Below are 14,377 nucleotides of genomic sequence, written 5' to 3'. Positions count from 1 at the left end.
ATCAACCTCCTAGAGGAACGAACGGTACTGTCAGTCACCTTACGTGATTGTTGGGACGCGGCCGGGCGCCCGGACCCCCGCGTGCGGCCGTCTTCGCGTGTTTCGCCGGGGGTTACGCTATGGTGTTGCGGTGCGGGCGATTAGCTCAGTCGGCTAGAGCGCCACCTTTACACGGTGGATGTCGGGGGTTCGAGCCCCTCATCGCCCACAATCGACCGAAGAGGCTTGGAATCATGCGGATTCCAAGCCTCTTCGTCGTATCAGGCCGTCAGCGGCCCTTGCCGTAGGCGCGCAGATGGATGCCGTTCCAGTCGGGGCTCACGGTAATCGGCGTGGCCGCGTTCATGCCCGCGGTCTTCGCGGCGGACTGCACGGTGCTGGAGCTCGCGGCGCCGTCGCGTCCGGGCTTCGGGGTGAGCACCCACAGCGGGCCGTCGTCGCCGAGCACGGCGTACGCGTCGACGATCGTGTCGGACAGCTCGTCCTCGTCGTCGCCGTCCCGCCACCACAGAATCACGCCGTCCACGGCGGAGTCGTAGTCCTCGTCGACGAGATCCTGCCCGGTCAGATTCTCGATCTTCTCACGGATCGTATCGTCCACGTCGTCATCCCACAGCCATTCCTGCACGATGTCGCCGGGTTTAAACCCAAATTCCTCAGCGTTCTGTGATGCGGTTTGATTCACGCAGACCACAATACCAACACACGGCGAACAGGAGCGTTAACAAACGGGGAAAAATGAGACGGACGCGCGGCGAGGCGCGCATGGCGGCGGTCGGCGCGACGCCGCGCGCGCCCGCCCCGCCGCCTCACTTCGCCACGCAGTGCGGCAGGGACTCCCCCTTGCCCTCGCCGATGGCGACGAGCGCCGCGTACGCCTCGTCGAGCGTGGACACGCTCACGTCGCGCAGCCCCGCCGGCACGTGGCCGACGACCTCGTCGCAGTTGGACTTCGGCGCGAGGAACCAGGTGGCGCCGTCACGTTTCGCGCCGATCATCTTGAGCCGGATGCCGCCGATGCGCCCGACCTTCCCCTTCGCGTCGATGGTGCCGGTGCCGGCGATCGTCCTGCCGCCGGTCTCGTTTTCGGGGGTGACCTTGTCGATGAGGCCGAGCGTGTACATCATGCCGGCGGACGGGCCGCCGATGTCGTCGACGTGCATCGCGACCTTCATGCCGGACACGTCGACGCCCTTCTTCTTCAGGAAGCGCTTCGCCGCCTTCACGGCGTCATCCTGCGAGGAGGTCATCTCCTTGCTCGTCTCCTTGCGGTACTCGTCGGTGGTCTGGCCGGCCGGCACAACCGCCTCGCGCGGCGTGACGACGCGCTGCGGGTCGAGCCACGACCAGATCACTTCGGCGTTGGTCAGCGGATAGCCGGGCACGCCGTTCGCGGAGATCGTGACGAGCAGGAGCCTGCCGGAATCCTTGTGCGTGGCGATGCCGGTCACGCCGATCACCTGGGAGGCGTCGCCTTTCCCGGACGGGACGGCGCCGAGCACGTCGCGGGTGGGTCCGGGCCATTCGGTCGCATACGCGCTCGGCAGGCACAGCGTCACCGCGCACAGGATGACGGCCGCCGCGCCGGCGAACCACCGGGGCGAGCGGGAGCGGACGTAGCGGACGAGGCGCGCGGGCGCGGCGCGCAGGGAGCCGGCACGCGGGGAACCGGCGTTCGGGGAATCGGGGAAAGGCATGGGCATACCGCGCATCATACCAGCGCACGCTTTGCGCGAAACATGCCCGGGACACCCTAATATGGACGGCAGGAAACGCAACCCGACGGCGACAGACAAGAGGATCCATATGGACGAGAACGCAATCCACGAGTGGCTGATCAAATGCTTCGGCCCGGTGCAGGGCGAGATGGCGTGGCAGCAGATCTCCCAGCTGCCCGATTCGATCCGCGAACAGCTGATGAGCCAGGATCCGAGCACCCTGCCGAACCCGGCGGAGGTGCAGCAGATGATGGCCGCGTTCACCGCGGGCGGCCTCAACACGATGGGCGACATGAACCAGGTGGTCGAGGAGGGGCCGATCAACGTGAAGCTCGCCCGATCGCTCGCCCTCCAGCAGGCGAACGCGGACGGCTCGCGCACGAGCGTCACCGCCGCCGAGGGCGCGGCGGTGCGCCGTGCGATGAGCGAGGCGAACCTGTGGCTGGACACGGCGTGCGAGTTCGATCCGGCACCCGGCGAGCCGCAGGCGCTCACCCGCGCCGGCTGGGTGGAGGACACGCTCGACGCGTGGGCGAAGTTCGCCGCGCCGGTCGCCTCCTCGATGGGCGAGGCGCTCGCCTCGGTGATCTCCGAACGTCTCGGCGGCGCGTTCGACGGCGAGATCGCCGGCATGTTCGCCGGCCCGGTGCCGATTCCGATTCCAGACGGCATGAAGGACCCGAAGCAGCTGGTCAAGCTGCTCGGCAACACGTCGTTCGCGATGCAGCTGGGTCATGCGGCCGGCTCGCTGAGCCGCGAGGTGCACGGCGGCTTCGACCAGGGCATTGCGCTGCTGTCGAACCCGGCGGGCGCGCTGGTCGCGCAGAACGTCGAGGAGTACACGAAGCAGCTCAACGGCGAGGGCGGCTCCGCCGATGCCGGAACCGCGGACAGCAACGGCACCGGCGCGGGCACCGCGTCCAACCCGATCGGCTTCACGTCGGCGAAGCCCGCCGATCACCCGGCCTCCGACCCCGAGACCGAGGCCCTGTTCGACGACATCGTGCGCCCCGACCCGATTCCCGCCGAGGAGGTCATGGCGTTCCTCGCCCTGCGCGAGGTGGCGCACGCGCGCCTCTATTCGGCGGTGCCGTGGCTGATGCCGCGCTTCGAGGCCCTGATCGGCAAGTACGCGCGCGGCATCTCCATCGACCTGGACGCGATGGAGGAGCAGCTGCGCGACGCGGGCGCGCTCGACCCGGATTCGATCTCCGGCGCGGTGAACCTCACCAAGGTCGGCATCCCGGACACGCCGGAGCAGCGGGAGGCGCTGGCCGCGCTCGAATCCCTGCTCGCGATGGTCGAGGGCTGGGTGGACTGCGTGGTGTGGCGTGCCGGCATGGCGCACATCCCGCATATCGAGCAGTTGCGCGAGATGATGCGCCGCGAACGCGCGACCGGCGGCCCGGCCGAGCGCACGTTCGAAAGCCTGCTGGGCCTGGAGCTGCGCCCGAAGCGCATGCGCGAGGCGGCCGGCATGTGGGAGATGATCACCTCCGCGGAGGGCGTCGAGGCGCGTGACGCGAAATGGTCGCACCCGGATCTGCTGCCCGTGCTCGCCGGCGACGACGGCACGGCCGCGCAGCCGGGGGCCACGGGGGCCACGGCCGACGCGGATTCCGGCAAGGACGGCGACGGCAAGGGCGATGCTTCCGATGGCAAGGGCGGATCCGGTTCCACCGGCACCGACTGGGATGCGGAGCTCTCGAAGCTGCTCGGCGAGGAAGGCGACGGTCCCTCGGACGTTTCCTCGGCCGAATGATCAGCTGAGGAAACGGCTCAAGCGACGGTACTGGGAGCCCATGCCGTCCTTGGACCGGGCGTAGGAGACATGGAGCGTGTCCTCGGCGCGCGTGATCGCCACGTACATGAGGCGGCGCTCCTCCTCCAGTTCATCCCCCGGCTGGGGCGAGCCGTAGGGCATGAGGCCCTCCGAACAGCCGATCACGAACACGTGTTTGAACTCGAGGCCCTTCGAGGCGTGCACGGTGGACACGGTCACGCGCCCCAGCTTCGCCGCGAGCCGGCGGGCGTCCTGGGCCTCGTCGTGCTCGCGCAGCGTCTCCGCCATCGCGAGCCGCGCGGCCATGTCCATGTCCGCCACCGGCGAAGCGGACGCCCAGCCGTTGTCGCGCTTCACCCGGTAGCCGATCCCCGCATGCCGCAGCGCCGCGCAGCATACGGCCTGCTGCGCGTTGATGCGCGTGAGGATCGCGCAGTCGGCCGGGTCCTCCCCCTGGTCGATGAGCCGGCGGAGGCGCATGGCCACGCCGCGCGCCTCCTCGTCGTCCGTCTCGTACACGGTGCGTTCGATGCGCCGGCCGCCTTCGCGCGCCGAGACCAATTTCAGATACTCGTGCCTCACCGGCGAGGCGGCGAGCACCCGGTTCGCGTAGGAGACGATCTGCGGCGTGGAACGGTAGTCCGTGTTGAGGGAGATGTCGGCCGAAAGCGGTTTGAACTCGTCGGCGAAGGCGAGCAGGTCGTAGCTGGACGCGCCGGCGAACGAGTAAATCGTCTGCGCCGGATCGCCCACCACGCACACGTTGCGGTTGTCGCCCAGCCACAATCGCATCAGACGGTGCTGCAGCGGCGAGACGTCCTGGTACTCGTCGACAGTGAGCCATCTGACCGAGCGTCGAATCGCGGCGGCCGCCTCGTCGAAATCCTCGATCACATGGCACGCCATCAGCAGGATGTCGTCGAAATCCATCTCGCCGCGCGACGTCTTCTCCCGCTCGTACGCGTCGTACACGTCGGCGAACCGGTCCGGTTCGAGGCCGGCGGGACGGCAGCGGCCGGTGACGGCGGCGACGCGCGTCGCCTGGTCCGGCGCGACGAGCGAGATCTTCGCCCAGTTGATCTCGTCACGCACCGCGCGCACCGTCGCGTCGTCCTCGTCCACGCCCGCGTCGACGCGGCGCAGGGCGCGCGCCGTGATGTCGCGCGCGTCCTCGACGAGCCGCGGGAACGGCGCGTCGCACACGTCGGTCCACACGCGGCGCAGCTGGCGCAGCGCCGTCGCGTGGAACGTGGACGCCGTGACCTGCTCACCCACGCCGAGCGACGCGAGACGCACGCGCATCTCGGCGGCCGCCTTGACCGAGAACGTGACGGCGAGCGTGCGCGACGGATCCCACGCGCCGGTCGCGCACGCGTGCGCGATGCGGCGCGTCACCGTGCGCGTCTTGCCCGCGCCGGCGCCCGCGACGATCCGCACCGGACCGTCCAGCGCGGTCGCCGCCGCCGTCTGCGCCTCATCCAACCCGTCGAGCAGCCTGTCCATGCCCTCATTGTGGCACACCGCGCGGCGGGCGGGCGCGACGCGGTCGGCGTGTACTAATGTGGGAGTGTGACAGAACGTAATGAACTGATGCTGGCGGCCCTCACCTCCGCCGCCCTGCCGTCCGTCGTCGTGGCCGGCGTCTTCCCGGGGATGACGCATGCGGACGGCGTCGACCAGGCGCAGGTGCGTGACGTGACCGGCAAGACGTACGACGTCTACGCCTCCAACACCGAGGAGGGGCGGCGGAAGCTCGCGGCGAGGGTCAAGGCGGCGAGGACGCTGGCCGAGGCCCGCGATCCGGGCGGACTGGGCTTCGCGCTCGACCGCGTGCTCGGCTTCGCGCCCGGCACGGACCCGCAGGGCGCCACCGGCGACACGGCCGTCATGGTGGCGATGCATCAGGACGGCGTCGAACGCGACCTCAACTTCCTCACCTTGGACGACTGCGCCGCGATGGGCACGGCGATCGGCGCGATCCACCGGCTCAACCCGTCGTTCCTCGGCCCCGCCGGGTACCCGGCGTATGCCACCGGGCAGATCCGCGCGCAGCTGACCGCGTGGATCGCACGCCTGAAGAACGCGGGCCATGTGCCGCCGGAGATCACCTCCAGCTGGTCGAAGATCATGGAGACCGAAGGCCTGTGGTCGTTCAACACGTGCATGGTGCACGGCGGCTTCGAGGACGGCGACGTGCGCTTCAGCGGGTCGACGATCACCGCGATCAACAACTGGCAGAACATGCAGGTGAACGATCCGGCGCGCGACCTGGCGTGGATCTTCTCCAAGCTCGACGAGGCCCACCGCAACGCGGTGCTCACCGCGTACGGCCGCATGATGGGCAACCGTCTCGACGGGCTCATCATGCTGCGCGCGAACCTGTGGGTGCAGATGGAGCAGGTCGGCGACTTCATCCAGGCGGTCAAGCGCGCCGACTCGCAGCAGATCATCCGGTTCAAGGCGCAGGTGGACCGTCTCGCGCACCAGCTGTCGCTCGCCGCGCGCGCCGCCGAGCCGAAGCCGGCGTCGTACCGTCCGGGCGCCCGCCGCGCCGGCGCGCCGGCGGTGGACGAGGGACGGGAGAAGCCGCCGTCGACGATCACCGTGGGCACGCTGCTCGAGGCCGGAGAGCGCCGCCGAGCCGCCGCCGAGACGGCCGCGGCCGCGACGCGCGCCACGGCGGGCGAGACGGACAGCACCGGTTCGGCCGATATCGTCGCCGCCGGCGAATACGCGCCGGGCGGCGCGGACGCGGACGACACGTCGCGCACGCCGATCAGGTCGGCGGGGGCGTATGCGCCGGCCGGCGCGGACGGCTCCGACTCGTCGGCCACGATCGCGCTGCGGCAGGGGTCTCAGGGTCCCGTGAGCGGAAACGCGGACGCGAGCGCGAATGTGACGGATGCGGACTCCACGGCGACCGAGACCTCGAACGACGGACGCCGCACCGTGGGCGGCATGCAGATGCCCCCCACGATCGCGCCGATCAATCCGCTCTCCCGCACGGCGACGTCGGGGGCGGCCGCCGTGCACGTGGACGGGCCCCACGACGAGGCTCCCGCTGACGGAGCGTATGAGCCGCCGGCGGACACGTCCGCGACCGTCGTGATCCCGCTGCTCGAACGCGAGGAGCGTGCGCTGCGCGACGCGCGCGCGGGACTCGAGCTCGAGGATGCGACCTCCGACGACGCGCCGCAGGCGGATGGCGACTACGTCCCGCCCGCGGCCGACGGGACGCCGCGGATCGTGGCGGAGCCGGAGGAGACGGACGACGCCGGCCTCGGTTCCGGCACCGGCGACGGCGAGGACGCCGACGAGGCGATCGACGACACGCCGTCGGTGACGCCGATGGTCGTGGCTGCGCCGTCGGTCGCGATGGTCGCCTCCACCGGCATGGTGGCCGCCGGCGAGGCGCGGAACGCCGAGCCGACGGGCGAAACAGACGAAGCCGAACCAGGCAACGGCGAAACGGACGAAGCCGAGACGCCCGAAGCCGAATCATCCGAAGCCGAATCATCCGAAGCCGCCGGCGAGCCGAATGACGAACCGGACGATGACACCGGCGAGGCCGTCACCGTGCCCGACGAGGCGCGGGACGCCACGCCGACGGCGTAATCACGCCCGTCCGCCGCGGCATGACGCGGCGGACGGGCACAATGGAACATCGACGACCACAATCGCACACGAATCACACAAAGGAGCAACATGGATATCGAACTGGGCATCCGCAACGTGGCGCGCACCGTCACCTTCAGCACCGAGGATTCCGCCGACCAGGTGAACGAGACCATCGCCAAGGCGCTGGACGCGCATCAGCCGGTCGTCCTCACCGACGACAAGGGCCGCCGCATCATCGTGCCGGCCGACGCGCTCGGCTACGCGATCGTCGGCTCGGAGACCAAGCACGCCGTCGGTTTCGGCGCGCTGTGACCGGACGCGGCGCGGTCCTTACCGCCACAGGGGGATCGCGCCGCGTTCGACGATGCGGCGCACCGTCGCCTCGTCGGTGAGGTTCTCCCCCAGCAGGTTCGGCTTGCCGGCGCCGTGCCAGTCCGAACCGCCCGTGACGAGCAGCCCGTGCGCGTTCGCGATGGCGAGCAGGCGTGCGCGCTGTTCGGGCGGGTTGCCGCGATGCCACACCTCGAGCCCGTCGAGTCCCTCTCCGATCAGCCGTTCGATCTGCTCGTCGGAGAGCAACCGGCGATTGCGGCTCAAATCGCCCGCATGCGCGATGACGACCACGCCGCCCGCCTCGTTCACCGCACGCACCACCTCGTGCGTGGTCGGCGAGGGCGTGGGTATGTAGTACTTCGAATCGGCGCTCACCGCGTCGGCGAACGCCTCCGAACGGTTCGCGTACACGCCGGCCGCCACCAGCGCGTCGGCGATGTGCGGGCGTCCCACCGTCGTCCTGCCGCCCTCCTTGACCTGCGCCATCACCGACTCCCAGCTGATCGGATAGTCCTCGGCGAGACGCGCGACCATGCGTTCGGTGCGCTTGAGCCTGGCCTCGCGCGTCGCCGCGAACAGGCGCGTGATGTGCAGGTTGCGCGGGTCGTACTGGTAGGCGAGCATGTGCACCGACACGTCCTCGTCGCACGCGGTGATCTCGCTGCCGCGCAGCAGCGGCAGCCCCTGCGCCTTCGCCGCCTTCTGGGCGCTCTCCCAACCCGCCGTCGTGTCGTGATCGGTGATGGCGACGCCGACAAGCCCCCGCTCCCCCGCCTCGGCGAGCATCTCGGCGGGCGTGCGCGTGCCGTCGGAGAACACGGTGTGGCAGTGAAGATCCCATCCCTGCTTCGGTGGTTCGGTGGGCGCAACGTATCCAGTCATACGTTCTATCGTAACCCGGGCCCGGAGGCCTCCCGCACATCGACGTGCCCGCGCCGCGCTGGTAGAATCGACGGTACTGGGCCATGTGACTAACGAAGGTCACGGCACAACGGAAGGGAAAACAGAAAATGATAGGCGCGGTATTGGGAGGCGTGATCATCCCCATCGTGGTGGTCGTACTCGTCCTCGTGTTCTCGTCCATCTTCATCGTTCCGCAGCAGCAGGCGTACATCATCGAACGGTTCGGCAAATTCCAGTCGGTGCAGTTCGCCGGCATCCACATCCGCATCCCGTTCGTCGACCGCATCGCGATGAAGACGAACATGCGCGTCAACCAGCTCAACGTGCAACTGGAGACCAAGACGCTCGACAACGTGTTCGTCACCGTCGTCGCCTCCACGCAGTTCCGCGTCAACGCGCAGAACGTGGCCACCGCCTACTACGAGCTGCGCGACCCGGCCGGCCAGCTGCGCTCCTACATGGAGGATGCGCTGCGTTCCGCCATCCCCGCGTTGACCCTCGACGACGCGTTCGCCCGCAAGGACGACGTCGCGTTCGACGTGCAGAAGACCGTCGGCAACGAGATGAGCCGCTTCGGCTTCACCGTCGTCAAGACGCTCATCACCGCCATCGACCCCTCGCCGCAGGTGAAGAACGCGATGGATTCGATCAACGCCGCCCAGCGCGAGAAGGAGGCGACACGCCAGCGCGCCGAGGCGCAGCGCATCCAGATCGAGACGCAGGCCGCCGCCGAAGCCGAGAAGACGCGACTGCAGGGCGAAGGCCAGGCGAACTACCGCCGCGAGATCGCCAACGGCATCGTCGACCAGATCAAGAGCCTGCAGGCCGTGGGCATGAACATCAACGACGTGAACAACGTGGTGCTGTTCAACCAGTATCTCGACGTGATGCGTTCGCTCTCCGAATCCAGCAACGCGAAGACCGTGGTGCTGCCCGCCTCCACGCCGGGCGGCTACCAGGACCTCTACGAGCAGGTCACCAAGGCCATGCTCACCGCCTCCGAAACGCAAGGCAAGTAGGGAGCCCGCGGACCTGCGATGCCTACAATGACGGTATGAGCGAAAGCACCGAATCCGCGAAGACCATCATCAACTGCCTGCCGCTCAGCGACGCCGAGCGGCAGGCTTTCGTATCCGCCGCGCCCGGCGTGCGCCAGGAGTTCGTCGGCAATCCGATCGAACGCGGCACGATGACGTGGAAGGCGCGTGTCCCGGCCGAACTGCGCCACGCCGCCACCGCCGTCATCGGCAACATCCCGCCCGCCGACGCCCGCGACTACCCGCGGCTCGAATGGCTCCAGACGTGGAGCGCCGGCGTCGACAAATACGTCGCGCCCGGCGTCCTCGCCGACGGCGTCACCGTCACCAACGCGACCGGCGCCTACGGGCAGACCGTCGGCGAACACCTGTTCGCGATGATGTGGGCGCTCATGCGCAACATCCCCGCCTACGCACGCCAGCAGGACGAGCACCGCTGGCACGACCTCGGCCGCGCGCTCACCCCGGAAGGCGCGACCGTGCTCGTCGTCGGCACCGGCGACATCGGCTCGCATTTCGCGACGCTCGCCAAGGCGGTCGGCGCGCACACGGTCGGCGTGCGCCGCGATCGTACGAAACCGGCCGACGGCATCGACGAGATGCACGGCTTCGACGAACTCGACGCGCTCCTGCCCGACGCGGACGTGGTCGCGCTCGCCGTGCCCGCCTCGCCCGACACGGACCATCTCATCGACGCACGCCGGCTCCACCTACTCAAATCCACATGCGTGCTGCTCAACGCGGGACGCGGCAACGCCGTCGACCCGCGCGCGCTCGCCGCCGCGCTCGCCGAGGACCAGCTGCACGGCGCCGGACTCGACGTGACCGAGCCCGAACCGCTGCCGGCCTCGAGTCCGCTGTGGGACGAGCCGCACTGCCTCATCACCCCGCACGTGGCCGGCGGCAACCATCTGGAAGCCACCGAACGACGCATCATCGCCATCGCATTGGAGAACGTGCGACGCTACGCGGCCGGCGAACCGCTCGCCAACGTGCGGCGGTAGGCGGAATAAACCGGGAAACGAGAAACGCCCTATACGACGTGGTCGGGGTGCCGGCAGCGGATGATTCCGCCGGCACCCCGACCACACACATCGCACACGTCGCGAACCGCGCTCAGCTTTCGAGGAACGTCTTCACCGACGACTCCGCCGCCGCGTACCCCTTGCGGTACATCATCTCCAGGCCTTCGAAACTCTTCCTCAGGGTGTTGAGGCCATACAGGTCCTCCGGCGCGAGGATGAGCACGCGGCCCTCCGCCTCGTAGCGCTTCGCCAGTTCGATCTCGTCGTTGTACGTCTTGTAGCGCATGCGCAGACGCTCGGCCGCCGCCGGATACGTGCGCTCGAGGATGCGCGCCGGCGCGAGGTCCTTGCGCTGCTGGCGCACCGCGTCGCGCAGACGCGACAGGATGAGGATCACGCGGTCGTAGCCGTCGTCCAGCGCCTTCTGGACCGGCACCGGATCGGCGATGCCGCCGTCGTAGTACGGCACGCCGTCCACCACGTACGGCTCGCACGCCACCGGCACCGCGGACGACGCCTTCACCGCGTCGAAATCGTCGAAGCGGATGCGCGACTTGTCGAAGTACTTGGTCGAACCGTCCTCCGCGTTGCAGGCGACCACGGTGAAGCCGGTCGGATTCGCCTCGAACGCGTCGAAGTCCACCGGATACTCGCCGTCGTGGTTGCTCAGCGTGCCGTAGATGTAGTCGAGGTTCGCGAAATTATGGTTCTTGAAGAAGCTCTCCGCGCTCGCATACTCCTTGCGGAACGCGAACTTCGTATAGAACGTGTGGTTGCGGCCGTGCTGGCGCGCGATGAACGAGGTCATGTTCGCAGCGCCCGCGGAGACGCCGTAGCACATATCCACGTCGATGCCCTCCTCGAGCATGTAGTCCATCACGCCGCATCCGAAGATCGCGCGGAAGCCGCCGCCCACGTCGATCATCGCCGTCCTGTTCGCCATGTCATTTCCCCCTTGCGTTCCGTGATCCGTCAGGCCGACACTACGCCACAAGCCGGGACATCCCCGTGGTTATTGGACAGGCGGAGCGGAACCGTCGCAACGCGGGATGGTTCCGCTCCGTCTCACGTGATTCACGCGATTCACGCGTGCAGCAGCTCGCGCGACAGCGCGGCGATGCGCTCCGACGGGTCGGAGTTCGCGAGCTCCACGCCGCCCTCCGCCGATTCCGGCGCGAGATGGCCGAGCGATTCGAGCACGACGCCCAAGTGCCGCACCGTGCCCTCGTTGCCATCGATGACGGCCGCGCGCTCGGGCAGAAGCTCGCGGAAGTAGTCGCGGTAGAACACGAAATGCGTGCAGCCGAGCACCACCGAGTCGATGCGGTCGAGATCGTACTGGTCGAAGTAGCCGTGCAGCGTGCGCATCACCAGATCATGGTCGCCGAGCCGCCCCGATTCGACGATCTCCACCAGATCGGGGCACGGCTCCTTATAGATCTCGTTGTCCGAGTCGAAACGCTCCATCAGCTTCGCGAACTTGCGCTCGCGCAGCGTCAGCGGCGTGGCCGCCACGATCACGCGCTGCGGGATGTGATGCGGGTCGGAGGGCACGTCGCCGCGGTCGCAGGCGATCTTCAACGCCGGCTCCATGCCGATGATCGGGATGTCGTACGCCTCACGCAGATCGTTCACCGCCGCGGACGTGGCCGTGTTGCACGCGATCACCACCGCCTTGACGCCTTGTTTCACGAAGCGTTCCACGATCGCGAAGCTCAACGCCTTCACCTGTTCCGGCGATTTCACGCCGTACGGCGCGTTCGCGGAGTCGCCGAAGTAGAGGACCCGCTCGCGCGGCATGTCGCGCACGAGCTGGCGCACCACCGAGATGCCGCCCAATCCGGAATCGAACACGCCGATCGGCGCCGTCGAACTCATCGCCATCCTCCTTGCCGTTCCCATGGTTCCCGTAAGGCGTTCCGCGGTCGTTCCCGCCGGTCGTTTCCCGTCGGCGTCCGCGACGCGTCCACTGCCGTCCCAGCGTACTCGCGCATGGCGAACAGCGCGGGGCCCGGGGCCGGCGCGACGGGTATGCTGGCGTGCATGAGCATTCCGCAGCATGTCACCAAAGCGCACGCCACCGGCAACGATTTCGTCGTCTACCTCGACCGCGAGGGGCGGTTCGAACCCACCGAGGAGGAGGTGCGCTTCCTCACGGACCGTCATTTCGGCATCGGCGGCGACGGTCTCATCCGTCTCGCCCATCCGCGCGACGTGTCCGATCTGAGCGGCGAGCAGATCGCCGACTGCGAGGCGCACGGCGCCGAATGGTTCATGGACTACCGCAACGCCGACGGCTCGCTGGCGGAGATGTGCGGCAACGGCACGCGCGCCATCACCCTGTTCGCGCAGCGCGAGGGCCTGTTCGACGGCGACGTGTTCCGTCTCGGCACGCGCGCCGGCGTCAAGACCCTCACCTCGCTCGGGAAGGTCGAAGGCCTCGGCGAACACGTGTTCCGCGTCGACATGGGCGCGTGGCGGCGCGGCGAGACCGACGCGTACGAGGTCACGATTCCCGGCACGCCGGGCGCGGCCCGCGGCACGTTCGTCGACATGGGCAATCCGCACGTCGTCGCCGTCATCGAGGACGCGTTCTCCACGCTGCCGACCGTCGAGGCGCTCGACCTCGTCACGAAGCCGGTCGTCGCGCCCGTGATCGAATCCGACCAGAACGTCGAATTCGTGCGTATCGACGACATCGACGACGACGCGGACGACTTCGGCGAGGCGACGATGCGCGTCAACGAGCGTGGCTGCGGCGAGACGCTGTCGTGCGGCACCGGACTGTGCGCGACGGCGATCACGCTGCGCGCGAAGACCGGCGTCGACCACTGGCTCATCACCGTACGCGGCGGCACGTTGCGCGTCGACGTGAGCGACACGGACGTGACGCTCACCGGCGACGCGACGATCGTCGGAGACGTGACGCTGGCGCGGTGAGTCGCGCCACGCACGGCGCGATACGCGCGACGATACGATACGTTCGATAAGGCATTTGATAGTCGACGACGGAAGGGGACGATGACGGATGGCCGATGACACGACGACGAACGAGAGCGTGGAGGACGATATGACGACCGAGGAGGTGCGGACGCTTGGCACCCGCGACCTGAGGCCGCACGGATGGCGGCATGGCGCGACCTGGACGTATCTGGTCGTGCTGCTCGCCTCGGCGGCGGCGCTGATCGTCTCGTTCGTGCTGAGCGCGGAGACGCTCCAGCTGGCGAGGCACCCCAAGGAGCAGCTCGGCTGCGACGTGAACGCGGTGCTCTCCTGCTCGACAGTCGCGCAATCCTGGCAGTCGGAGATCGTGAAGTTCGCCGGACTGAGCTTCCCGAACGCGTTCTTCGGCATCGCCGCGGAATCCGTGTTCGTGACGATCGCCGTGATTGGCCTCGCGCGGGTCAGGGTGCCGCGCTGGTTCGCCGCATGCACGTGGCTCGGCGGGCTGGCGGCGTTGCTGTACTCGTACTGGCTGACTTCGCAGTCGCTGTTCGTGATCAACGCGCTGTGCCCGTGGTGCCTGGCGCTCATGTTCTCCACGACGATCCAGTTCATGGCGCTGAGCCATGCGACCGCCGTCGTGCAGGGGCTGCCCGGTGGCGTGCGGGCCGATGACGCCGGTGCCGTCGCTGCCGACGAGTCCGACAAGTCCGGCGCGATGTCGAAGCCGCGCGGCCTCGACACGTACTACCGGCTCAACTACGATCTCATGGTCGATTTCGTGTGGATTCTCGCGATCGTCGTCCTGATCGTCGTCAAGGACGGCGCCGCCCTGTTCATGTGACGGAGCTTTCTCCCTTGGGAGGGGTACACCTTTCAAAGCCCGGACATCCATCTGCATTGCAAGGGGTGCCTGACGAGTGTCATCCCGGATATCGTCGCCGATATGATGCCGTCCGTACCCGGTGTAACGCGGATTGAATACCCCTCGGAAGCTGGTTACAGCTGGTCAACGAC

13 protein-coding genes and 1 tRNA gene are annotated in these 14,377 nt (G+C 68.5%); 8 read left to right on the top strand and 6 right to left on the bottom strand.

Going from position 1 to position 14,377, the window contains the following annotated elements:
- The first annotated feature begins 134 nt into the window (after positions 1-134).
- A tRNA-Val gene (locus tag AC1AYD_RS03870) sits at positions 135-208 on the top strand.
- A gap of 60 nt (positions 209-268) precedes the next feature.
- On the opposite strand, the gene AC1AYD_RS03865 is transcribed toward AC1AYD_RS03870, so the two are convergent.
- The gene (locus AC1AYD_RS03865) at positions 269-685 is read right to left on the bottom strand and encodes a DUF3052 domain-containing protein (protein WP_476502592.1); all 417 of its coding nucleotides are present in this window, start codon (positions 683-685) and stop codon (positions 269-271) included.
- 124 nt (positions 686-809) lie between these two features.
- On the bottom strand, positions 810-1,697 hold the full coding sequence (locus tag AC1AYD_RS03860) for a YlbL family protein (protein WP_476544705.1): 888 nt from the start codon (positions 1,695-1,697) through the stop codon (positions 810-812).
- Positions 1,698-1,806: 109 nt separating this feature from the next.
- Between AC1AYD_RS03860 and AC1AYD_RS03855 the strand changes: the two genes are divergently transcribed.
- The gene (locus AC1AYD_RS03855; protein WP_476544685.1) at positions 1,807-3,480 is read left to right on the top strand and encodes a zinc-dependent metalloprotease; all 1,674 of its coding nucleotides are present in this window, start codon (positions 1,807-1,809) and stop codon (positions 3,478-3,480) included.
- Here the strand turns inward: AC1AYD_RS03855 and AC1AYD_RS03850 are convergent, their stop codons facing one another.
- Positions 3,481-5,004, bottom strand: coding sequence for an ATP-dependent helicase (locus AC1AYD_RS03850; RefSeq protein ID WP_476544684.1), 1,524 nt, complete (start codon positions 5,002-5,004; stop codon positions 3,481-3,483).
- Positions 5,005-5,091: 87 nt separating this feature from the next.
- Here AC1AYD_RS03850 and AC1AYD_RS03845 point away from each other — a divergent pair, with 87 nt between their 5' ends.
- Positions 5,092-7,116 (top strand): phosphotransferase, encoded by a 2,025-nt coding sequence (locus AC1AYD_RS03845; protein WP_476544704.1) that lies wholly within the window; start codon positions 5,092-5,094, stop codon positions 7,114-7,116.
- Positions 7,117-7,206: 90 nt separating this feature from the next.
- Positions 7,207-7,431, top strand: a complete 225-nt coding sequence (locus AC1AYD_RS03840; protein ID WP_034530082.1) for a DUF3107 domain-containing protein — start codon at positions 7,207-7,209, stop codon at positions 7,429-7,431.
- An 18-nt stretch (positions 7,432-7,449) separates the two neighbouring features.
- Here AC1AYD_RS03840 and AC1AYD_RS03835 read toward each other — a convergent pair whose 3' ends face one another.
- Positions 7,450-8,334, bottom strand: a complete 885-nt coding sequence (locus AC1AYD_RS03835) for a PHP domain-containing protein (protein WP_476502589.1) — start codon at positions 8,332-8,334, stop codon at positions 7,450-7,452.
- A gap of 128 nt (positions 8,335-8,462) precedes the next feature.
- Between AC1AYD_RS03835 and AC1AYD_RS03830 the strand changes: the two genes are divergently transcribed.
- Both AC1AYD_RS03830 and AC1AYD_RS03825 read left to right on the top strand, forming a co-directional pair.
- A complete protein-coding gene (locus AC1AYD_RS03830; RefSeq protein WP_476502588.1) occupies positions 8,463-9,374 on the top strand; it encodes an SPFH domain-containing protein in 912 nt (303 codons plus the stop codon).
- Between the two features lie 35 nt (positions 9,375-9,409).
- Positions 9,410-10,396, top strand: a complete 987-nt coding sequence (locus AC1AYD_RS03825; RefSeq protein WP_476544683.1) for a D-2-hydroxyacid dehydrogenase — start codon at positions 9,410-9,412, stop codon at positions 10,394-10,396.
- 112 nt (positions 10,397-10,508) lie between these two features.
- On the opposite strand, the gene AC1AYD_RS03820 is transcribed toward AC1AYD_RS03825, so the two are convergent.
- Together AC1AYD_RS03820 and murI are read right to left on the bottom strand one after the other, a co-directional pair.
- The gene (locus tag AC1AYD_RS03820) at positions 10,509-11,360 is read right to left on the bottom strand and encodes a patatin-like phospholipase family protein (protein ID WP_476544682.1); all 852 of its coding nucleotides are present in this window, start codon (positions 11,358-11,360) and stop codon (positions 10,509-10,511) included.
- 140 nt (positions 11,361-11,500) lie between these two features.
- Positions 11,501-12,295 carry a glutamate racemase gene (gene murI, locus AC1AYD_RS03815; protein ID WP_476531591.1) on the bottom strand — a complete coding sequence of 265 codons (795 nt, stop codon included), beginning with the start codon at positions 12,293-12,295 and terminating at the stop codon, positions 11,501-11,503.
- A gap of 165 nt (positions 12,296-12,460) precedes the next feature.
- On the opposite strand from murI, the gene dapF reads away from it, so the two are divergent.
- Together dapF and AC1AYD_RS03805 are read left to right on the top strand one after the other, a co-directional pair.
- Positions 12,461-13,357: a diaminopimelate epimerase gene (dapF, locus tag AC1AYD_RS03810; RefSeq protein ID WP_476544681.1), complete on the top strand. Its 897-nt coding sequence runs from the start codon at positions 12,461-12,463 to the stop codon at positions 13,355-13,357.
- A 130-nt stretch (positions 13,358-13,487) separates the two neighbouring features.
- Positions 13,488-14,204: a vitamin K epoxide reductase family protein gene (locus AC1AYD_RS03805; RefSeq protein WP_476544703.1), complete on the top strand. Its 717-nt coding sequence runs from the start codon at positions 13,488-13,490 to the stop codon at positions 14,202-14,204.
- Positions 14,205-14,377: the final 173 nt, after the last annotated feature.

The sequence above is a fragment of the Bifidobacterium sp. LH_426 genome, from assembly GCF_056356875.1.
This window is presented reverse-complemented; position numbering and strand designations above follow the sequence as displayed.